Source organism: Streptomyces sp. NPDC003284 (genome assembly GCF_053589675.1).
This window is the reverse complement of the sequence record NZ_JBSFSI010000009.1, coordinates 154,115-174,319: the sequence shown is the minus strand read 5'-3', so window position 1 is coordinate 174,319 and position 20,205 is coordinate 154,115. Positions and strand designations below refer to the sequence as shown.

17 protein-coding genes are annotated in these 20,205 nt (G+C 74.6%); 8 read left to right on the top strand and 9 right to left on the bottom strand.

Annotated features, from left to right (window positions below; all coding sequences use genetic code 11):
• Positions 1–43: 43 nt before the first annotated feature.
• The 3 genes from ACWDYF_RS20860 to ACWDYF_RS20850 form a co-directional block, all read right to left on the bottom strand.
• Positions 44–2,068, bottom strand: coding sequence for a phosphocholine-specific phospholipase C (locus tag ACWDYF_RS20860; protein ID WP_389464786.1), 2,025 nt, complete (start codon positions 2,066–2,068; stop codon positions 44–46).
• Positions 2,069–2,219: 151 nt separating this feature from the next.
• Positions 2,220–3,017 (bottom strand): S1 family peptidase, encoded by a 798-nt coding sequence (locus tag ACWDYF_RS20855; protein WP_389464789.1) that lies wholly within the window; start codon positions 3,015–3,017, stop codon positions 2,220–2,222.
• A gap of 227 nt (positions 3,018–3,244) precedes the next feature.
• Positions 3,245–4,489, bottom strand: a complete 1,245-nt coding sequence (locus tag ACWDYF_RS20850) for an aminotransferase class V-fold PLP-dependent enzyme (RefSeq protein ID WP_381744352.1) — start codon at positions 4,487–4,489, stop codon at positions 3,245–3,247.
• Between the two features lie 404 nt (positions 4,490–4,893).
• On the opposite strand from ACWDYF_RS20850, the gene ACWDYF_RS20845 reads away from it, so the two are divergent.
• The 3 genes from ACWDYF_RS20845 to ACWDYF_RS20835 all read left to right on the top strand — a co-directional run bounded on the left by ACWDYF_RS20845 (position 4,894) and on the right by ACWDYF_RS20835 (position 7,127).
• Positions 4,894–6,096, top strand: coding sequence for a cytochrome P450 (locus tag ACWDYF_RS20845; RefSeq protein ID WP_381744353.1), 1,203 nt, complete (start codon positions 4,894–4,896; stop codon positions 6,094–6,096).
• Complete coding sequence (locus ACWDYF_RS20840) at positions 6,093–6,383, top strand: ferredoxin (protein ID WP_389464793.1); 291 nt, start codon at positions 6,093–6,095, stop codon at positions 6,381–6,383. Before ACWDYF_RS20845 ends, ACWDYF_RS20840 begins: the two co-directional genes overlap by 4 nt.
• Positions 6,384–6,521: 138 nt before the next feature.
• Positions 6,522–7,127 carry a TetR/AcrR family transcriptional regulator gene (locus ACWDYF_RS20835; protein ID WP_389464795.1) on the top strand — a complete coding sequence of 202 codons (606 nt, stop codon included), beginning with the start codon at positions 6,522–6,524 and terminating at the stop codon, positions 7,125–7,127.
• An 18-nt stretch (positions 7,128–7,145) separates the two neighbouring features.
• Here the strand turns inward: ACWDYF_RS20835 and ACWDYF_RS20830 are convergent, their stop codons facing one another.
• Genes ACWDYF_RS20830 through ACWDYF_RS20820 form a run of 3 tightly spaced genes read right to left on the bottom strand, consistent with a single transcriptional unit; the run spans position 7,146 to position 10,692 of the window.
• On the bottom strand, positions 7,146–8,639 hold the full coding sequence (locus tag ACWDYF_RS20830; RefSeq protein WP_389464798.1) for a glycosyltransferase: 1,494 nt from the start codon (positions 8,637–8,639) through the stop codon (positions 7,146–7,148).
• Entirely contained in the window at positions 8,636–9,454 is an 819-nt protein-coding gene (locus ACWDYF_RS20825; protein ID WP_389464801.1) for a glycosyltransferase family 2 protein, read from the bottom strand. Before ACWDYF_RS20825 ends, ACWDYF_RS20830 begins: the two co-directional genes overlap by 4 nt.
• Before the next feature lie 41 nt (positions 9,455–9,495).
• Positions 9,496–10,692 (bottom strand): glycosyltransferase family protein, encoded by a 1,197-nt coding sequence (locus ACWDYF_RS20820; protein WP_389464804.1) that lies wholly within the window; start codon positions 10,690–10,692, stop codon positions 9,496–9,498.
• A gap of 570 nt (positions 10,693–11,262) precedes the next feature.
• Here ACWDYF_RS20820 and ACWDYF_RS20815 point away from each other — a divergent pair.
• The 5 genes from ACWDYF_RS20815 to ACWDYF_RS20795 all read left to right on the top strand — a co-directional run bounded on the left by ACWDYF_RS20815 (position 11,263) and on the right by ACWDYF_RS20795 (position 15,592).
• Positions 11,263–11,934: an ABC transporter ATP-binding protein gene (locus tag ACWDYF_RS20815; protein WP_389464806.1), complete on the top strand. Its 672-nt coding sequence runs from the start codon at positions 11,263–11,265 to the stop codon at positions 11,932–11,934.
• Positions 11,931–12,611 (top strand): hypothetical protein, encoded by a 681-nt coding sequence (locus ACWDYF_RS20810; RefSeq protein ID WP_389464809.1) that lies wholly within the window; start codon positions 11,931–11,933, stop codon positions 12,609–12,611. Before ACWDYF_RS20815 ends, ACWDYF_RS20810 begins: the two co-directional genes overlap by 4 nt.
• A gap of 206 nt (positions 12,612–12,817) precedes the next feature.
• A complete protein-coding gene (locus ACWDYF_RS20805; RefSeq protein WP_389464812.1) occupies positions 12,818–13,903 on the top strand; it encodes a hypothetical protein in 1,086 nt (361 codons plus the stop codon).
• A gap of 58 nt (positions 13,904–13,961) precedes the next feature.
• Complete coding sequence (locus ACWDYF_RS20800) at positions 13,962–14,777, top strand: geranylgeranylglyceryl/heptaprenylglyceryl phosphate synthase (protein ID WP_026252855.1); 816 nt, start codon at positions 13,962–13,964, stop codon at positions 14,775–14,777.
• Positions 14,774–15,592, top strand: a complete 819-nt coding sequence (locus ACWDYF_RS20795; RefSeq protein ID WP_389464816.1) for a Moenomycin biosynthesis protein MoeN5 — start codon at positions 14,774–14,776, stop codon at positions 15,590–15,592. The genes ACWDYF_RS20800 and ACWDYF_RS20795 overlap by 4 nt, the downstream gene beginning before the upstream one ends.
• Before the next feature lie 25 nt (positions 15,593–15,617).
• Here ACWDYF_RS20795 and ACWDYF_RS20790 read toward each other — a convergent pair whose 3' ends face one another.
• The 3 genes from ACWDYF_RS20790 to ACWDYF_RS20780 are packed head-to-tail and all read right to left on the bottom strand — an operon-like array spanning position 15,618 to position 20,072.
• The gene (locus tag ACWDYF_RS20790; RefSeq protein ID WP_389464819.1) at positions 15,618–17,210 is read right to left on the bottom strand and encodes a carbamoyltransferase C-terminal domain-containing protein; all 1,593 of its coding nucleotides are present in this window, start codon (positions 17,208–17,210) and stop codon (positions 15,618–15,620) included.
• Positions 17,207–18,571, bottom strand: coding sequence for a glycosyltransferase family protein (locus tag ACWDYF_RS20785; protein ID WP_389464822.1), 1,365 nt, complete (start codon positions 18,569–18,571; stop codon positions 17,207–17,209). The genes ACWDYF_RS20790 and ACWDYF_RS20785 overlap by 4 nt, the downstream gene beginning before the upstream one ends.
• A complete protein-coding gene (locus tag ACWDYF_RS20780; RefSeq protein WP_018569827.1) occupies positions 18,561–20,072 on the bottom strand; it encodes a B12-binding domain-containing radical SAM protein in 1,512 nt (503 codons plus the stop codon). Before ACWDYF_RS20780 ends, ACWDYF_RS20785 begins: the two co-directional genes overlap by 11 nt.
• Positions 20,073–20,205 lie beyond the last annotated feature (133 nt).

The following is a 20,205-nucleotide window of genomic DNA, read 5'->3' as shown; positions in this document are numbered from 1 at the left end:
CCGGCGGTGCGGTCCGTCCCCGAGGGCGGACCGCACCCCCGCGTCACCCGCTGACGCTCGGGGCGCCGGTCTCCAGATGACCGGTGAACCGGCGCGACCACGCGCTGTCGGAGTCGACGGTGACCGTGAAGTCGTACCAGCCGTTCTGGAACGCCACCGCGTTGAAGAAGTCCTCCGTGGTGGCCCCGGCGGCGACCCGGTAGCGCCAGGGGCCGTCGCCGCGGTAGTGGTCGGAGGTGATGGTGAACGTCACCGGCGCGGAACCGGAGTTGGCCATCGCGAACCAGATGGCGAGCTTGCCGGTGCCGGGCTCGACCGCGTACCGCGTGCGGACCTCGGCCTGCCGGCCCGCCGTGGTCGCGTTGCCCCGGAAGCGCCGCTGGAAGCGGTTGGGGCCCAGCATGACGATGTCGTACTTCCCGTCGCCGTAGGCGGGCCCGATGTTGAAGAAGTCGGAGGCGGTGCCGCCCGCGCCGACCGTGTACTGCCAGGGCGTGGACTCCCGGTAGGCCACCGGCTGGAGGGAGAAGTGCGCCGCCCGGGTGGCGGGCGCGCCCTGGTTGGCCATGACGCACCAGGCGTAGATCTGGCCGTTCGCCAGATACTCGAACCGGTCCAGGTACCCGTTGGGCTGGTACGGCAGCGCGCGGGCCGGGCGGGTGCCGGGCTCCTGCGCGGGCCGGGCGTTGGTGGTCGGCACCGGGTTGGGCAGCGGGCCGCAGGTGGCGTAGCCGATGACGCTCGTGGCGGGCAGCGAGACCGGCCCGGTGACCGGGTGGGCGAAGTCGAAGACGCCGGTGAGGTCCCCGCAGACGGTGCGCCGCCAGTCGCTGATGTTCGGGCACTTGGCGGGCGTGCCGAGCGCGGCCGTCCAGGTCTCCAGGAACCGCAGCACCGAGGTGTGGTCGAAGACCTCCGACGACACCCAGCCGCCCCGGGTCCAGGGTGAGACGACGATCATCGGCACCCGGAAGCCGAGCCCGTAGGGCACCCCGTTCAGGAACTCACCGGGGGTCCCGGCGGGCGGCGACGGCGGCGGCACATGGTCGAAGAAGCCGTCGTTCTCGTCGTAGTTGAGGAACAGCACGGTGGAGCCGAAGACATCAGGATCGGCGGCCAGCGCCTGGTGGACGAGGTGGACGAAGTGCGCCCCGTCGCCCGGAGTGGAGTACGGGTGCTCGGAGAACGCCTGGTTGGGCACCACCCACGAGACCTGCGGCAGGGTGCCGGCGAGCACGTCGGCCTTGATGGCGGCGGCGATGTCGTCCGGGGTGGAGCCGGTGACCCGCGGCACGGACGACATGCCCCGCACATGCAGCGGATCGGTGGCCGGGGCGTCGGTGAACTTCTTGAAGTAGGCGCAGCCGTTGTCGCCGTAGTTGTCCTGCGCGTTCTGGTAGACCTTCCAGCTCACCCCGGCCGCCTGGAGCGCCTCGGCGTAGTTCTGCCAGGTCAGCCCCGTCTCGTCGCCGCCGTCGTAGCTGGCGGCGTCGACCTTGCCGCTCCACAGGTAGGTGCGGTTGGGGCCGGTGGCGCTGAGGGCGGAGCTGAAGTAGGCGTCGCAGACCGTGTACGCGTCGGCGAGCGCGTGGTGGAAGGGGATGTCGGTGCGGTCCAGATAGCCGAGCGAGCGCACATTGCCCACGCCCGCCACCCAGTTGTCCATCCGGCCCTTGTTCCACGCCGCGTGCTGCGAGGTCCACGAGTGCGGCAGGTCGCCGCTGCACTGGGCCAGCGTCTCCCCGTCCTTGCCGCCCGCCGCGGGGGTGGCGCTGAGCTTCCACGGGTACTGGCGGCCGGTGCCGTTGGGCTGTTCGAAGACCGAGCGGTCGCCGGGCAGCGGCACCCCGCTGCGGTCGTCGAAGCCGCGCACCCCCTTCAGCCGGCCGAAGTAGTGGTCGAAGCTGCGGTTCTCCTGCATGAGGATCACCACGTGCCGTACGTCCTTGACGGTGCCGGTCGCCGCCCGCCCGGCCGCGTACGCCGTGCGCTGGCCGGCGCCGAGCGCCACGCCCGCCGCCACGGTCGCGCCGAACCCCACGAAGCCCCTACGGCTGATCGGTCTCATTCGCCCCGCCTTCGTCACCGGAGTGCCCCTGCGGCACACCGCGCGCAAGCGTGCCCCTGTGCGCGGTGAAACACCAGAGCGCGTAAGGGAGTTGGGGGGGCGGACCCCTCGAAGGGGAGCGAGGGGTCCGCCCGGCTCGGGAGGTCCGGGGTCAGGCGGTCTTCAGTCCGAGCCCGGCCGCGACCGAGTCGGTGCGGACGAAGACCGACACCGGGTACTGGCCGTCGCAGTACTTGTTGCCCGCCGACACGATGCCCACCACCTTGCCGCCGCTGACCAGCGGACCGCCGGAGTCACCCGGGCACACGCTGGCGGCCGTGCCGCGCTCGGGCGTCCCGCACAGCATCGCCCTGGGGTCGGTGTCCTCGTCGGTGTAGGGGCGGCAGCCGGTGAGCGGGGAGAGGACCAGGCTGGTCTGCTTCAGCCGGGTCGCCGAGACGCCGGGGCCGGTGCGGCCCCAGCCCAGCACGAGCGCCTTCCGGCCGGAGGCGACCAGCGCGGCGTCGTGCGGCCCGGCCACCGGGATCGGCCGGTAGGGCATCGCCCGGTCCAGCGTGAGCACGGCCGCGTCGTGGGCGAGGCCGGGGGAGGTGTAGTGCGCGTCCATCCGCGCGGACTTCACCCGCCGTACGGTGCCGTCGGTGCCGTTCACCTGCGTCCGGCCGCCGATCACCCGCAGCGCGGAGAGCTTCCCGGCGTCCTGGACGCAGTGCCCGGCGGTGAGCACCTTGGTCGGTGCCACCAGGGTGCCGCCGCAGAACTGCTGTCCGTTCAGCTCGATGAGCATGGTGTACGGCTGGTCCGCGGCCTTGGCCGGACCGCCGCCCCTGACCGCGGCGGCCTGGCCCGCACCGGCCAGCAGTGTGCCCGCCGCCAGGAGCGCGGTGACGGCCGCCGCGCCACGTACGCCCGCGGAGCTGCCCGGGAACCTGAAGGAACGGAAACGCATGACGGGATCCCCCTGAACCGATCGCCCGACCTGGCGGTCCGTACGGACCGGCGGACGGCCCCCACGGCCGCCGCTTCGCGATCGACCGGGAAGACGGGCCGCGCACGGTCCGGGTTGCACGGCCGGCGCCCCGGATCGATCTTTTTCCGCCGGGCCCGCCCCACCCGTGCGGCCAACGGCGCCCCGCCCCCGCGTCCGGCACCGGGCGGCCCGTGCGGCAGGGCCGGTCAGCTCCGCGCCGGGGCCCGCCGCGCCCATGCGCGCACCACCGGCACACAGGACTCGGCGAAGCGGTCGTAGTCGGCCGGGGTGTTGTAGACGTGCGCCGACACCCGCAGGTATCCGATGCCGTCGAAGCTGGTGAAGGCCGTCTCCGCGCCCAGTTCGGCGGGGGCCCGGTCGCGCAGCGCGTCCGCCGCGAGCCGGCTGGTGCCCAGCGGCTCGGGCAGCCGGACCAGGCGCATGCCGGGCACGGGCATGCCGACGTCGGCGCTCGGCACCCCGGCCGCGGATCCGGCGAACGCGGCGCCGATCACCCGGGCGCCGTACTCCGCCAGTTCGTCCATGTAGCGGCGGGCCGCCGCCCAGCCCCAGGTGTGCTCGACGAAGTCCAGCGCGACGGGCGCGGCGAGCGGTCCGGTGGCGTCCAGGGTGCCCTGCTGGTCGAAGCGGTCCGGGAACGGTTCGTGCGCGGCCCAGGAGTCGATCAGCGGGTGGAGGCGGTCGCGCAGCGGACCGCGGGCGACCAGCGCCGCCGTACCGCGGGGCGCGCAGCCCCACTTGTGGAGGTTGCCGACCCAGGCGTCGCAGACCAGCCCGTCCAGCGGGGCGGCGAGCAGGCCGGGCGCGTGCGCGCCGTCCACGAGCAGTGTCACGCCCCGCCGGGCCAGCTCCGCCCCGATCCGCTCCACCGGCATCCTGCGCGCCGTCGCGGAGGTGATCTGGTCCAGCACCACGAGCGCGACGCCGTCGTCGGCCTCGGCCGTGACCGCCTCGTACGCCTGCTCGGCACCGGCGGCCAGCGGCACCCGGGCGGTGCGCACCCGGCGGCCCCAGCGGCGGGCGAGGCGTTCGGCGCCCATGGTGACGGCGCCGTAGCCGTGGTCGGTGACGACGATGTCCCCGCCGGGGCGCTCGGCCAGGGCCGCGTAGACGACGCTGGCGCCCGCGCTGGCGTTCGGCACCAGCGCGAGGTCCGTGGCGTCGGTGCGCAGATGGCCGGAGATCGCGCCCCGGGCGGCGGCGATCCGGCCGGGCAGGCGCGGGAACCACACGACGGGCGCCCGCTCCATCTCGGCCCGCAGCGCGTGCTGCCGCTCCTGCGCGACGAGCGGGACCGCGCCGAAGGAGCCGTGGTTGAGGTGCAGCAGGGCCGGGTCGAGGGACCAGGCAGCGGCGGCGGGCCGGCCGTCCGCCAGGAGCAGGGGGGCCGGCGCGGTGGCGGTCGCGGCCCTGGTCTCGGTCTCGGTCACGTCACTCCCGCTTCCCCGGCGCCCGCGGCGGCCCCCGGGACTCGCGCAGCCGGGCCGCCCGGCCGCCTGTTCCGGCTCGGTCGGTCCGCACACCCTACGTGCCGCAGGCGCGCCCGCCGCCGCCGGTCCCCGGCCGCCGCGGGGGTCCGGCCGGTCCGGATACGGCCAACTGAAATGCGTCCGAAAGCAATATTGCATCCGACTGCAAGATTGCCTACGGTCGAATACGGACGAAATGTGATGCTCCGGGCGGCCGCGGGGCGGACGGGGCGCCCCGCCCGGACCGCGTACGACCAGGCACGACAGGTCAGGCGCGACAGGACAGCACGACGGGCGGGACCACCGTCCCGGCGCCCGTCCGGAGAGCCCTTGCAGATGGTTTCCCCCACGAGAGGCGGCACCTCATGGCCATCAGCGATCCTCACCCGTTCCCCTTCCAGGAGACCGACGAACTGCTCATCGAGCCGCGTTTCGAGGAGCTGCGCGCGAGCGAGCCGCTGTGCCCGGTGCGCCTGGCCCACGGCGAGCCCGCCTGGCTGGTGACCCGGTACGAGGACGTGAAGACCGTCCTGGGCGACGCCCGGTTCAGCCGGGCCGAGGCGACGGCCCGGGACGAGCCCAGGACGCGCTACCACCGCGGTCTGCCCGGCAACATCCTGGCGTTCGACCCGCCCGAGCACACCCGGCTGCGCCGGGTGGTCGCCAAGGCGTTCACCGCGCGCCGCGTCGAGGAGCTGCGGGCGCGGGCCCGGACGATCTCCGACGACCTCGTCGACGCGATGACGGGTCGCGGCGCGCCCGCCGACCTGGTGGCCGACTTCGCGCTGCCGCTGCCCGTCACGGTCATCTGCGAACTGCTCGGCGTGCCCGTCGAGGACCGCACCCGGTTCCGCCTCTGGTCGGACGCCCTGCTGTCGACCACCCGCTTCACCCCCGAGGAGGTCGAGCGCTACGCCGACGAGCTGTCCGACTACATGGCCGCACTCGTCGCCGAGCGGCGCAAGGAGCCCAGCGACGACCTGCTCGGCGTGATGGTGGCGGCACGGGACGAGCAGGACCGGCTCTCCGAGGAGGAGCTGGTCGCCATGGGCGTCAGCGTCCTGGTCGCCGGGCACGAGACCACCGCCAGCCAGATCCCCAACTTCGTGTACACGCTGTTCGAACACCCCGCCGAGCTGGCCCGGCTCCGCGCCGACCCGGACCTCGTGCCGCAGGCCGTGGAGGAGCTGATGAGGTTCGTGCCCCTGGGCAGCGGCGGTGTCGCCCGCTACGCCCTGGAGGACGTCGAGCTGAGCGGCGGCGTGGTGCGCGCGGGCGAACCGGTCGTCGCCTCCAACGCGTCCGCCAACCGCGACACCGCCGTCTACAGCTGTCCCGAGCGGCTCGACCTCACCCGCAAGGAGGCGTCGCACGTCGGCTTCGGCCACGGCCCGCACCACTGCCTGGGCGCCCAACTGGCGCGTATGGAACTGCAAGTGGCCCTGCGCACCCTGCTCGGGCGGCTGCCCGGCCTGCGCCCGGCCGGCACCGGCGAGGACTTCGTGTGGAAGACGGGCGCCGGGGTGAAGGGCCTCCAGAAGATGCTCGTGACCTGGGACCCGTCATGACCGCCCGGGACGGCCTGTGGGAGCGGGGCGCACCGGCACCGGCACCGGCGCCCGGACCGGACGAGGAGGCGTGGCGGGTGCGGGTCGACGAGAAGGCGTGCATGGCCACCGGCATCTGCGCGGGCGTCGCACCCGGGCGCTTCCGGGTCCGCGACGGCGCCTCGCACCCGGAGGCGGAGATCACCGCGCCCGCGCCGGAACTGGTCGACGCGGCCGAGTCCTGCCCCATGGAGGCGATCCTCGTGACCGATCGCGACTCCGGTGCCCGGATCGCCCCGCAGGAGTAGCGGGCGGCGGGAGCGGCGCGCGGCGCGGCGGCGGGCGTCACCGCCGGCCGCCGCGCCGCGCGGGTCCCGCCCGCCGGGCCGCACCGGTGGCGCCCGGCGCCCGGCCGCCCGCGCCGCCGCTGCGACTACGCTACGGCCATGAGCGGCGAGGCGAGGGTGTCCCACCGGGAGCGCAGCAAGGCGAGACGGCGGGAGGCCATCAGGCGCTCGGGCATGCGCCTGTTCGCCGAGCAGGGCTACGACGGCACGACCATCGCCGACATCGCCGAGGCGGCCGACGTCGCACCCCGGACGGTCTCCCTGTATTTCCCCTCCAAGCACGACATCGCCCTGTCCGTGCCCGACGAGATCGCGGCCCGGCTCACCACCGTCTTCAAGGACCGGCCCGACGCCGGGTTCCTCGACGTCGTCGACACCTGGCTGCTGGGCGAGGCCGACGCCCTGGACCCGGAACTCGTCACGCTGCTCACCGCGATGTACGAGGCCAACCCGGCTCTCCGGGCGCACGGCAGCAGCCAGATCACCGAGGCCGTACGCATCACGGGCCCCGCCCTTGCCGCCGCCACCGAACTGCCCGCCGACCACCCGATGAACGCGGTCGTCGGCGCCGCCGTGGGCGCCGCCCTCAGCCAGTACTTCGCGACCATCCTCCAGAGCGAGGACGCCGGAGGCACGCACCGCCGGTTCATGGCCTGTCTGCACGCCCTGATCGACACGGCCCGGCAGGGCGCCCCCGGCACCTGAGGGCGGACGCCCCCGCGCTCACAGATAGGCGACCCCCTGCTCCACGCTGCCCGCCAGGAAGCCCGCGAGCCGGGCGCCGTAGCGGACCCAGCGGCGGCGCAGACCGGGGGAGCGGGCGAGGTCGGGGGAGTGCAGCAGCAGCCAGGACCAGTTCATCAGGACGGTCGTGCCGTCGCGCCGCCGGAACCCGGCGTGCCGGTAGGCGTCGTACAGACGGGCACCGGAGCGGCCGTAGTTCCACTTCTGCCGGGCCAGGGAGGACAGTTCGGCACGCAGCCGGTAGTGCATCCGGGCGTCGGGGGCGTAGCCGAGCCGGTGGTGGGACAACCGGACCCGCCACGACAGGTCCATGTCCTCGCCGCCGCCCACATAGTTCTCGTCCCAGCCGCCGACGGCGTCCAGCACCTCTTTCCACGCCGCGCAGTTGGCGCCGCGCGCGAAGGGCAGGAAGTCGGTCTGCGCGGTCATCGGCAGCGGCTGCTCGTCTGCGTGGGCGGGGCTGAGCAGGGCGGTGTCCAGGCTGCCGCCGATCAGCGCGGCGTCCGGCGCCGCCGCGGCCAGCGCCGCGAGCCAGCCCTCGGCGGCCACGTCGTCGGCGTCGCAGAAGGCGATCAGATCGCCGCGCGCCTCGGCGGTCCCGCGGTTGCGGGCGTAGCTCTCGCCCGCCCGGTCGCGGGCGTCCACGATCCGCAGCGCGGGCAGCACCGCACGCGCGGCGCGGGCCACCTCGCGGGTGCCGTCCGCCGAGCCGTTGTCGACGACGAGGACCTCCCAGGGCCCCTCGTACGTCTGGCGGCCGAGGGCGTCCAGTTGGGCGGGCAGCGTGAGCGCGCCGTCGCGCACCGGGAGCACGACCGAGACCAGTTCGGGGCGGCGGCCCGGCCGGGGCGGCTCGCTGTCCCCTTCGGCGGCGCGCGAGCCCAGGGAGGCGGCGCGCAGGACGTCGGCGCGCGCGGCACGGGCCGCCGCGCCGGTGGCCGCGCCCTCGCCGGTGCGGCGGCGCACCAGCAGCCGGGGCACGGTGACCCTGGCGTACCGGCCGCCGCCGCGCACCGGTCCGTCCGGCTCGCCGAGCAGGTCGCGGCGCACCGCGTAGGCGACGTCGGCCCCGCCGGGCACCTCCGGCGGCAGCGTGATGCCGTCGATCAGACCGCTCTCCCGCAGCCGCAGCACACCGCACTCGATCAGGGCCGCGTCCTCGGCAGCCGCCCGCGCCAACTGCTCCAGCCAGCCCGGCAGCACCTCGTCCCGGCCCTGGAGGAACGCCACGTACGGGGTGCGCGCCGCACGGGCCGCCGCCGTACAGGCGTCGCCCGCCGCACCGGGGGCCGCGCGGACCGGGCGCACATCGGCCGCCTCCGGCGCCGGGCCGCCCCCGGTGACCAGGACGACCGCGGCGGGCGGCGGCGACTGCCGGGCCACGGACCGCAGGGCGGGCTCCGCGTCGCCCTCGGGCGCCGCCACGACCACGGTGAAGTCCGCCGCGCTCACGGTGCTCGTCCGCGCGCTCATCCGGCCGGTGCCACCGGGTGCAGGGTGAACTCGACGTCGTTGGGCGGGGCGACCAGCAGCGGCAGCAGCTCCTCGCGGGTGCGGGCGGCGCGGCGGCGGGCCTCCTGCGCGTTCATGGCCTCGGTGTAGGCCCGGCGCCGCGCGGAGCCGAAACCGGTGTCCGGCGCCTGGGTCAGGGAGTCGGGCCAGATCCGGTAGCGGTACAGGACACGGCGCACGCTGCGCAGCCGGAACAGCCGGGCCGCCCGGAGATGGAAGTCGGTGTCCGCGCCCAGCCGCACGGTGCCGTCGAAGCCGCCGAGCCGTTCGAGCACCTCGCGGCGCACCACGCTGGAGGGGTGCAGCAGGACGGTCGAACGGCCCAGCCGCAGCCACAGGTTGCCGTTGCGCGGCATCCGGCGCCGCCCCGAGCCGTGCCCCTCGGCGTCGATGTACTCGTAGGCGCAGCCGACCAGATCGGCCCGGTCCCGCTCCAGCAGGGCCAGTTGGTGGCGCAGCCGGTCCGGCATGCTGATGTCGTCGGCGTCCTGGAAGGCCACGTAGGGGGTGTCCACCCGGCGCAGCACCTCGTTCTTCAGGCGCAGATGCCCGACGTTGCGGGAGGCGCGCAGGACACGGAGGCGGGGGTCACCGGTGTACGGGCGCAGCGCCTCGGTCCAGCTCTCGCCGGGCGTGCAGTCGTCGACCACGACCAGCCGCAGATCGGGCCGGTCCTGGCCGAGGACCGAGGCGACGGCGGCGCCCAGATAGGCCGCGCAGTCGTAGTGCGGCAGGATGACGGTCACCGCCGGATCCCCCTGTGCCGTTGCCCGCACCGCAGTCTCCTTCCCGGGCCGCGCCACGCGGCCGTCCCATGTCAGTGCCCGGCCGCCGGTACGGCCCCGGGCCGCCCCTCGGCCGCCGGGCTGCGGAAGTCACCGTCGTCGCCCCACGGCACCTGCCGCAGCGGGCGCCCCAGGGCGCCGCGGGCGGCCAGGCCCGCGGCGACCGAGCAGAACCACGCCGCCTGCACCGCCTTGACGGCCCACCGCTTCGCGCCCCGCACCGGTCCGCCGGAGCCGTCCCAGGGCGCCAGCGGCCACAGGCCGTGGAAGAGGACCTCGGTGAGGTAGACGCGAGCGGCGGGCCACGGGTGGTCGGCCGTGCAGGTCACATGGCTGTACAGGGAGCGGCGCAGCCGCCGCAGCGTGTCGTGGGCGCGGCCCACCCGGTAGAAGGAGCCCCGCGCCTCGGGCAGCACCTCCAGGTCGTGCCACGGATCGGGCGCGGCCGGGTCCAGGAGGGCGAAGAGCACATGGCCGTCGTCCGCGAGCCGCCGGGCCGGGATGCCCCCGGCCAGGACATCGGCGGCCACGAGCATGCAGGCCGCCGCCGGGTACGGCGCGGGCGGCGCCGTCACCCGGGAGACGCGGTCCATGGTCAGGGCGGCGGCCGAGGCGCGCGGCAGCGCGGACAGGTGCGCGCCGACGGCGCCGGTGGCACCGCGCTCCAGGAAGCGGTCGACGAGCCGGACCAGACAGCCCGGGGCCAGCCGTACGTCGTCGTCGGTCCACAGCCAGCCCGTGTGCCCCAGCGGCCGGGCCAGCCGCAGCGCCGCGTTCACGGTGCGGATCTTCCCGGGACCGGGCAGCGCGAAGCCGACCACGTCCGGCGGGGCGGGCGCGCCCGCCCGCACTGTCCCGGTCTCGTTCCCGGCCCCGGGCCCGGTCAGCTCGCGCAACCGGCGCACCGCCTCGGCCAGTTCTCCCGGGCCGTACTGCATTCCGAGCCAGAGCGTCAGCGGCAGCTCCGGGCGGGCCGCGCGGACTTCGGCGAGCGCGGCCAGCACGTGCCGCAGCGCGGTGCGCTGTTCAGCGGGACCGCAGCGGGCGACATAGGTGGGCAGCAGCACCCCGAGCCCGCCGCCGGGCAGCGAGGCCGGCGCGTCGTGGCCGGGCAGCACCCGGCCGCCGCGCACCAGCGCCACCGGTCCGTCGGGCGCGGGCACCGGATCGAATCCGCGGGCCACCGCGCGCTGCCACCACAGGCGGCCGTCCTCGATGCCCCCACGCATACCCGTCCCTTCGCCGGACCCACGCCCCGCGGGGCGAGAAGGAGTGGATTTCACGACCGCCGCATCACGCGGGGAATACGGCGGATTTCGACAGGGCGACGGGCGTACGCTAACCAGCGCCGCCGACTGATCACAAGAGCGGGTGTCCCGCGCACTCCGGTGGAGGGCGCTCTGGCCGAAATGACCGTGGTGCGGTTGTGTGTTTTCGGTGAATTCGCCGGACAGCCGCCGGAACACCCGGAGGAGACCCTGGCCGAATTCCATGGGAAGGCCGACGAGAATGCATGGAACGGATCAAGAGAACGACCGAAAAAGGCCCGGATGATTTTTACCCGGGGCACGCGATACGCGGGACGGAAGAAGTGGCGCACGGGTACGGCGGAACCCGCGGCGGCGGACCGGTCCGCCCGGGTCCGGCGCCCCGGCGGCGGGCCGGACGGGCCGGGTGCGGCACACTGGCCGTCCGGCATCCGGCGACCCGGCCCCAGCCGGCCGCGGACCCGCAACCACCGGCACACAGGCCCGAGTTCCGCGCCACGCGCCGCGGGCGACGGCGGGAGGGTGACACCCATGGAGTACGCACCGAACGCCGCACAGCGGCCGGCGGGCACGTCCGGCGACGCCGGACGCGACGTCCTGCTGCACGCGCGCGGCATCGTGAAGCGCTACGGCCGCCGCCGCGTCCTGGACGGCGTCGATCTCGCGGTCCGCTCCGGCGAGGTCGCGGCGGTCGTCGGCAGCAACGGGGCGGGCAAGTCCACGCTGCTGAAGATCTGCGCCGGGCTCGTCCGTCCGGACAAGGGACGGGTCACCGTCGCCGGACGGCTCGGCTACTGCCCGCAGGACGCTGGTGTCATGGACTTCCTCACACCGCGCGAGCACTTCACCCTCTTCGGCGCGGGCGCCGCCATGAGCCGCCCCGACGCCGACCGGCGCGGCCGCGAACTCGCCGCCCGGCTGGACTGGCCGGTGGCCCGCACCACCCTCGCCAAGGACCTCTCCGGCGGCACCCGGCAGAAACTCAACGTCGTCCTGTCCGCGCTCGCCGACCCCGAGGTCCTGCTGCTCGACGAGCCCTACCAGGGCTTCGACCGCGGCTCCTACGTCGACTTCTGGCAGAACGTGTGGCGCTGGCGCGAGGAGGGCCGGGCGGTCGTCGTCGTCACCCACCTGCTCCACCAGCTCGACCAGGTCGACCACGTCCTGGACCTCACCCCCGCGACCCGGGGGGCCCGCCGGTGATCCGCACCCTGCGCATGGCCGAGATGACGCTGCGCGAACTGCTGCGCCGCCGCGGCGTCCTGGGGCTGCTCCTGCTGGTGCCGCTGGTGTTCTACCTCGGCCGGCACGACCAGGCCGGGCAGGCCATCCGCTTCGCCAGCCTCGGCGTCGGCTTCGCCGTCAGCACCGCCGCCCTCTTCTCGGCCGTGACCGGCCGTCAGCTCGCCCCCCGCCTCGCCCTGTCCGGTTTCCGGCCCCGCCATATCTTCCTGGGCCGCACCCTCGCGCTGACCGTCGCCGGACTGCTCGTCTCCGCGCTGTACGCCGTCGTCGTGACCACCGACCAGCAGGTGGCGCACCCGCAGGCCGTGGCCGCCGAACTGGCCCTGACCACGCTGGTCGCGGTCCCGCTCGGACTGCTGCTCGGCCTGGCCGTGCCCCGGGACCTGGAAGGGACCCTGCTGCTGATCTGCGTCATCGGCGCCCAGATGGTGGTCGACCCGGCCAAGAGCGCCGCGAAGGCGCTGCCCTTCTGGTCCACCCGGGAGATCATCACCTACGCCGTGGACGGCGCGGCCGACGGCTCCCTCACCTCCGGAACCGCGCACGCCCTCGTCGTGGCGGCGCTGCTCGCGGTGGCGAGCGGCACGGTGATGTCCGTACGGCTGCGCCGCCGCGCCCACATGCGATTCGTGTGAAGACCCCGCACGCGGTGTTCTCCTCGGCGGTGCCCGGCCGGTACGCTCCCGGCCCGGCACCGCCGGTGTGTTTCCGCCCGGGAAAATCCGGCCCTACCTCGCCCAAACGAACGCGTGTAGGATCGGGAAATCCTCCGGCCGCCGCCGCATGAGCGCGCGCCGGCTCGGTGGCCCGGCTCGTCGCCTCTCCGCGGAAAGGAGAGTACGTGAACGGCGCTCAGCGATTACCTCTCGATGAACCGGTGCGGCAGGCCCTGTCGGCGGCCACCGAATTCCTCCGGTCGGCCCGCGACGAGAACGGCTGGTGGAACGACTACGAAGTCCGCGGCCCCGGACAATTCTGGGCCACCGCCTTCGTCGGTGCCTCCCTGGCGGAATTGCCCGAAGGACCCGCACGCGCAGCGGCGGCCGGGGCATGGCGGCTGCTGCGCGGCTCCCGGGGCCCCACGGACGGCTGGGGCTACTGCCCGAAGGTGCCCGGCGACGCCGACATCACCTCCTGGGTCCTGCGCCTGGCCGAGGCACTCGGCGAGGACGACGACCCCCGCGCCGGTGAGGGATACCGCTTCGTGGCCGCCCACCTCCAGCCCGACGACGGCGTCTCCAGCTATCTGCCCGAGACCGCTCAGCCCTTCCTGGAACGCGTGGCGCCCCGCTGGGACGCCTGGTACGCGAGCCACCCCTGTGTGACCGCCGCGGCCGCCGGACTGCGCGGACTGCCGGTGCGCGCACGGCTCCTGGACCGGCTCCGCCGCATCCAGCGCCCCGACGGCGCCTGGCCCGCCTACTGGTGGCCCGACCGCGAGTACCCCACGGCCCTGGCCGCCGAGGCGCTCACCGCGGGACGGCCCGCACCGCCCAGCCCCTACGCACGCCACGCCGCCCGCTGGGCCGCGCGGCGCATCGGCCCGGACGGCGCGGTGCGCACCGCGCAGGAACCCCGGGGCTCCGCCTTCGCCACCGCCTTCGCGCTGCGCGCCGTCACCGCCGGGGGCGGGGCCGCGACGGCGGACGCCGGACACCGGGCGGTGCAGTACCTGACGGACAGTCAGAGAGCGGACGGCAGCTGGCATCCCTCCGCCTGGTGCCGGGTCCCCGGCCCCACCGAACGCGACCCCGACGCACGCGAGCGCTGGGAGCGCGGCCGCAGCGGCAAGGCCGCACTCGGCTCCCTGGTCCTGGACAACAACGCGCTCTACACCACCGCGTCCGTCGTCGCCGCACTGGCCAGAGCCGGTGCCGCCGTCGCCCCGCCGGCCCCGCGGCGGCCGGACCACGCGCCCCGCGCGTGACGGCGCCGGGCGCACCCGGCGACCGGACCCACGACCGGACGACAAGGGGGTAAGGCCGGTGAACACCACACCGCACCCGGTCCCGCACGACCCCGTCCGCACGGCGCCACCACTGCTCGGCCCGGGGGACGTCCTCACCCGGCTGCGCGGTCACGCCCGCGGACCGGTGCACATCATCGACCCGTTCAAGGTGCCCCAGGAGGAGGCCGTGGAGAAGGCCAAGGTCCTCGACGACCTGGGCTTCCCCGCCCTCATCCTGGCCAGCACCGACTACGAGTCCTTCGAGACCCGTATGGACCCCTACGTCGCGGCGATCAAGGAGGCCAGCTCCCTTCCGGTGCTGCTGCACTTCCCGCCGCGCAAGGGCCTGGGCTTCCCGCTGGCCCGCGGCGCCGACGCCGTGCTGCTCCCGGCCCTGCTCGGCTCCCGCGACGACTACTACGTCTGGAAGAGCTGCCTGGAGACCGTCGCCGCCCTGCCCGGCCGGGCGGAGCGCGCCGACTGGCCCGAACTGCTGCTCACCGTCGCCCTCACCTTCGGCGAGGACCGCAGGACCGGCGACCTGCTCGGCACCGTACCGGTCGCCACCGCGGGCACCGAGCAGATCGACCGGCACATCGCGGTCACCCGCAGCTTCGGCTTCCACCTGGTCTACCTGTACTCGCGCCACGCACGGGTGCCCGCCGAGGTGGTACGCCGCTTCCGCGACCGGCTCGACCCCGGCCAGATCCTCTTCGTCAGCGGCAACGTCCGCCGCCGCGAACAGGTCGACGCCTATCTGGAGGCGGGCGCCGACTACGTGGGCTTCGCCGGGGCGCTGGAACACCTGGACTGGCGCACCACCCTCACCGAGATGGCGGGAGGCACCCGGTGACCCTGACCCTGCCCGACCCGTACACCACCGCCATGCTCGCCACCGAGTCCGCCAACCGCGACCGGGTGACGGACTTCGTCGCCCGCAACGGCGGATCGCCCGAACTCGTCGCCCACACCGCCGCGTTGCGGCTCTATCTGCGGGTGCCGCACTTCCTGACCGAGTGGATCGGCGACCCGCCGCTGCGCGCCCGGGTCGCCCGCGCCCTCGCTCTGGACATCGTCGCCATGAAACTGCTCGACGACCTCATGGACGACGACACCGGGCTGAGCCGCGTCGAACTCGCCTGCCTGTGCCTGCATCTGCACCTGACGGCACTGCGGGAGATGTGCGCCCTCGCCGAGGACCCCCGGTCCGTCACCGACCTCCTGGAGCACGACTTCACCACCGTGTGCACCGGCCAGATCCGCGTCAAGAGCCACCGCGCCCGCGACCTCGACGGCTGGCGGGCCGGTGCCAGCACCTACGGGGCGTCCTTCCTCGGCTGCTACGGGGCGCTGGCCGCGATCTGCGGCCGGGCGACCGGATCCGTGGGCCCCGCCCGCCGCTTCGCCGAGGCGTTCGGCACGATCATCACCATCGCCGACGACCTCACCGACTACGACCGCAACGGCGAACGGGCCGGGAACCTCGGACACCTGATGCGCACCGGCGCCGTTCCCGCCGCCGAAGTCGCCGCGCTGCTCGGGCAGTTGCGGGCCGACGCCCTGGACGCGGTGCGGGAGCGGCCGGCCGCCCTCGGCCTGGAGGCGGTGACCGAGCTGTACACCACCGACGTCCTGGACCGGCTGCTCCCGCTGCACACGGTGCCCTGACCGCCGCGCGCGGCGCGGCGGCGGCCTACCGGGATCCGTCCCGGTGGGCCATCACCTCGTCGAAGACATACAGGTCGACGCCGCTGTCCGCGAAGTCCTCCAGCACCTGCGCCGCCGTGTGCGCGATGGCCCGGCCGGGCCCGTTCAGGGACGTGTTGATCAGCGCGGGCACCCCGGTGGCGGCCTCGAAGGCGGCGAGCAGCCCGTGCAGCCGCCGCTCGCCCGGCCCCAGGGTCTGGACGCGGCAGGTGCCGTTGACATGCCGGGCCTCGGGCGCGGTCCCCTCCGGCAGCAGATACTCGAACAGCATGTACGGCGAGGGGTGCGCGCCCGGGAACAGCTCGGCGAAGCGCTCCTCGCGCATCACCGCGCCCAGCGGCCGGTACCACTCGCGCCGCTTCAGCTCCTCGCTCATCCGCTTGCGCATCCCCGGCACCGCCGGACTGCCCAGCAGGGAGCGGTGTCCGAGCGCGCGCGGCCCCAGTTCGGCTGCGCCCTGCGTGTACGCCACCACACCGCCCTCGGCCAGCACCCGCACCACGGCCCCGGCGTCGTACTCCCGGGGCGTCAGACCCGCGGCGTCCAGCGCGTCCAGGACGTCGGAGCGGGCCTCGCCGGTGCCGTTGCCGTAGACGCCGACAGGGTCCGGCCGCTGACCGAGCACATAGGTGAGCGCGTACACCCCGGCCCCCGCCAGATGGCCCGCGTCGCCGCAGGCGGGCGGGATGGTGAGGTCCCGGCCGAAGGCGGTGCGCAGCGCCGAGTTGGCGACGATGTTCAGCGCGCAGCCGCCGCCCAGCGCCAGCGGTCCGACCCCGGTCGCGGTGCGGGTGGCGTACCGGTCGAGGACCGCGTGCACGGCCTCGGTGAACAACTCCTGGAAGGTGGCCACCACATGGGCGGCTGTCTCGAACTCCGGGGCGAACTCGGGCCGCAGTGCGAGCCGGGCCCGTACCTCCTCGGCCAGGCCCAGATCGTGCATCACGCGCGGGTCGACGGCCGCCAACTGCTCGCGGACGGCCGGATCGGGAGTGCCGTAGCCGCCCAGCGCCATCACCTTGCCGGCCACGCTCGGGCTCTTGCCGAAGCCCAGCAGGTGGCCGATGGCCGTCCAGCCGAAACCGTTGCCGTACCAGGGCAGCGGGTCCTTGGCGAGCCAGGTCAGCTCCGTGCCGTCCACCCGGAACAGGGAGCTGCGGGTGAGCTGGCCGCGGCCCTCGTTGACCAGGACCAGGGTGCCGTCCTCGTGCCCGGCGTAGTGCGCGGCCAGCGCGGCGTGCGACACCTCGTGGGTGACGACCACGCACTCCACCCGCCGCCCCAGCAGTTCGCACACCGTGCGGTGGTGCGGCGCACCCGCCTGGATGCGCCGCATCGCCTCGTCCAGGTCGGGGATCTTCAGCAGCGCGCTGCGCACCGGTGTGCTCACCGCGACCAGTGCGATCCCGTCCGCGTCCACACCCGGCTGGGACAGCACATGGCGCAGGGCGATGTCGCTGCGGTGGTCGTGCTTGACCCGGGTGAGCCGTTCGGTCTCGACGGCGAACGCGAGCCGGCCGTCCTCGAAGTAGCCGACGCCGGTGTCGTGACCGGCGGAGTGCAGGGACAGTACCTTCATCGGCGCTCCTGGTCAGCGGGGGAGGGGGTGCGGACCGCCGAGTACGGGGCCCACTCGATGCGGCGCAGCGGCCGTCCGGCCAGCCCGCGCAGGTACAGTTCGGCGCCCACGCCCGCGAACCACGCGAAGTACAGCCACTTGACGGCCGCTTTCCGCACGCCGTGCCGCAGCCCCCGGGAACCGTCGAAGCCGGTCAGCGGCCACAGCCCGGAGAACAGGACGTGCCGGAAGTAGTACCGGGCCACCGGCAGCGGCCAGTCGGCGAGGTCCACGAGGTGGTTGAGCAGCAGCCGCCGGATCCGGCGGCGGGTCTCGCCCGCCGGTCCGGCGACGAAGTAGTGGCAGCGGGCGTCCGGTACCAGCCGCAGCCGGGCGAGCGGATCGGGCAGGTCCGGGTCGAGCAGGCGGAAGCAGATGTAGCCGTCGTCGGAGACATAGCGGCCCGGCAGCCCGCCGGACACCACGTCGGTGGCGACCAGGATGCAGCAGCCGTGCGGGTAGGTGGTCGCGGGCGCCGCGACGGCCTTGGCGCGGGCCAGCAGCCTTGAGGTGGCGAACTCCTTGGTGTGCGGCACCTTCGTGGCGCCCACCGCGCCCCGGCAGCCGGCCGCCAGGAAGTCGCGCGTCAGCCGGGCCAGACAGCCCTCGTCGAGCGTCACGTCGTCGTCGACCCAGCCCACGCCGACGCAGCCGAGCGCCTCGGCCACCTCGATCGCGGCGTTGAGCGTACGCGGCTTGCCCGGACCGGGCAGCGAGAGGCCGCACACCGGCAGCCGGGGCAGCCGGTCCCGGGCCCGGCCCACCAGCGCCCGCAGCCGCCGCAGCGCCTCGCGCTCCTCCTCGGCGCAGGACCACTGCATGCCCACGAAGAGCGCGAACGGGGCCTCGGGGTGCGTCGCACCGGCCTTCGCGAGCTGGTCGAGCAGGGCGTCGAGCCGCTGCTCCTGCTCGGCGAGCGTCCCCCGCGCCACGTACGTCGGCGCGACCAGCGCCAGCGCGGGCGGCACCTCGCGCCGCAACGCGGCGGCCACGGCCCGTACTTCGTCCGGGGCCGCGAGGGTGCGTCCGGTGCCGTCCGGCGCACCGGACGTGTCCTGCCCGCCCTGCCCGGCCTGCCCGCCGGGCTCCTTCGGGCCGTCCCGGCCGTCCCGGCCGCCGCCGTCGTCGTCCGGCAGGACGTGGCGGACCGGCACGGCCCAGGACGGCGGCGGGCGGAAGCCGCGGGCCATGGCGCGGCGCGGATGGCGCAGCCACCAGGGTTCGGCGCGGCGGGCCGGGGAGCGGGCGGGGAGCGGGGTGTTGAGGCGGGGCGGCGGGCCCGGGCGGGGGCGGGTGTCCGGGCCCGGCGCGTCAGAAGTCACGGTCGGTGTTGGAGGTCGACCGGGCCAGGCTGCGCAGGCCGTCCAGGGTGTTGCGCCACTGGCCGGTCGCGGCCATGTGGCCCAGCAGCGGCTTCACCATGGTGCGGCGCAGGAAGAACGCCCGGTAGGCGGCCTGGGCCCGGTGTTGCGCGTCGGGCACCAGATAGCCGATCCGGCTGTCGAACTCGCCCTGCACGAACCTGTCCCAGTAGTCCTTCGGGATCCGGCCCGCGGCCACCGACTCGGTGTGCAGCGGGGTCCCGGGCAGCGGGGTCGCCGTGTAGAAGCTCGCGTAGTCCAGCGGGATCCGGCAGGCGAGGTCGATGGTGCGCCGGAACTGCTCCCGGCTCTCGTCGAGCCAGCCCACGATGAAGTAGCCGAACCCCTTGATCCCGGCCTCGTGCGCCGAGGTGACGGCCTTCTCGATCTTGGCGATGTCGCTCTCCTTGCGCATCCGCCGCAGGATCTCCGGGTCGCCGTGCTCGATGCCGAAGCGCAGCCGCACGCACCCCGCCCCGGCCATCGCCTTCAGCAGCGGCTCGGGCACCAGGTCCACTCGGGTGGGCGCCTCCCAGCGCACCTTCAGGCCCTGTTCGCCGATGAGCGCGCAGATCTCCCGGACCCGGCCGCGGTGCAGGGTGAACACGTCGTCGTAGAACATGATCTCCTTCACCCCCCAGCGCTTCTTCAGCTCGGTCATCTCCCCGACCACGTCCTCGGGGCTGCGGTACATCGACTTCTTGTCGACGGCCTGCTTGAAGCAGAAGCTGCACTTGAAGGGGCAGCCGCGGCTGGAGATCATCGTGGCGAACGGCCGGGGCGCCATGATCGAGTAGTAGCGGTCCATGGGCAGTCCGCCGCGCTCCGGCCAGCCGACCTCCTCCAGGTTCACCATGGGCGCCGCGCCGCCGTCGCTCTCGCGGCTCACCAGACCGCGGATGCCGTCGGGCCTGTCGCCCTGCTCCAGCGCCTCGGCCAGCTCGGGCATGATCGTGATGCCCTCGCCGACACCGACGTAGTCGATGCAGTCGTGGTGCAGGTTCTCGCGCGCGTAGACCTCGGTGTGCGGGCCGCCGAGGATCACCTTGGCGCCGGTGCTCTTGGCCACCTGGCAGGCCTCGACGGCGCCGGGCAGTCCGGGCGTGGTGGTGCTGACGCCGACCAGGTCGGGCGCGAAGTCGGCGAGCAGGCGGCGCAGTCCCTCGGCGTCCAGGCCGAGGGCCGGGGTGTCGACCTGGATGACGTTGTGGAAGCCGGCCGTCTTCAGCGCGGTGTGGATGTAGCCGAGCCCGAGGTGCGGCAGCACTCCGGCCCGCTTCTGGATCTGGGTGATCTGACGGGTGTTCAGGCACAGGTCGTGATGGCGGACCAGCGCGATGCGCAGACCGCGGCGGCGCCAGCGGGGCAGTCCGGGGCGGGCCGCCGGTGCCGTGGCGGCGGTCGAACAGCTGCCCGACCCCGCTGTCGGACCGGTGCTGATGACGGGCAGTGTCTTCCGCATGGTGTCCCCTCCTTCGGGGGTCGTGCCGGACCGGCCGGTGGGGATCACCGGCGCGTCCGCTCGGCGGGCGCGGTGCAGGAACGGCGGGAAGCGCAGGCAGAGCAGGGAGAGCAGGCAGAGCAGAGGAGAGCCG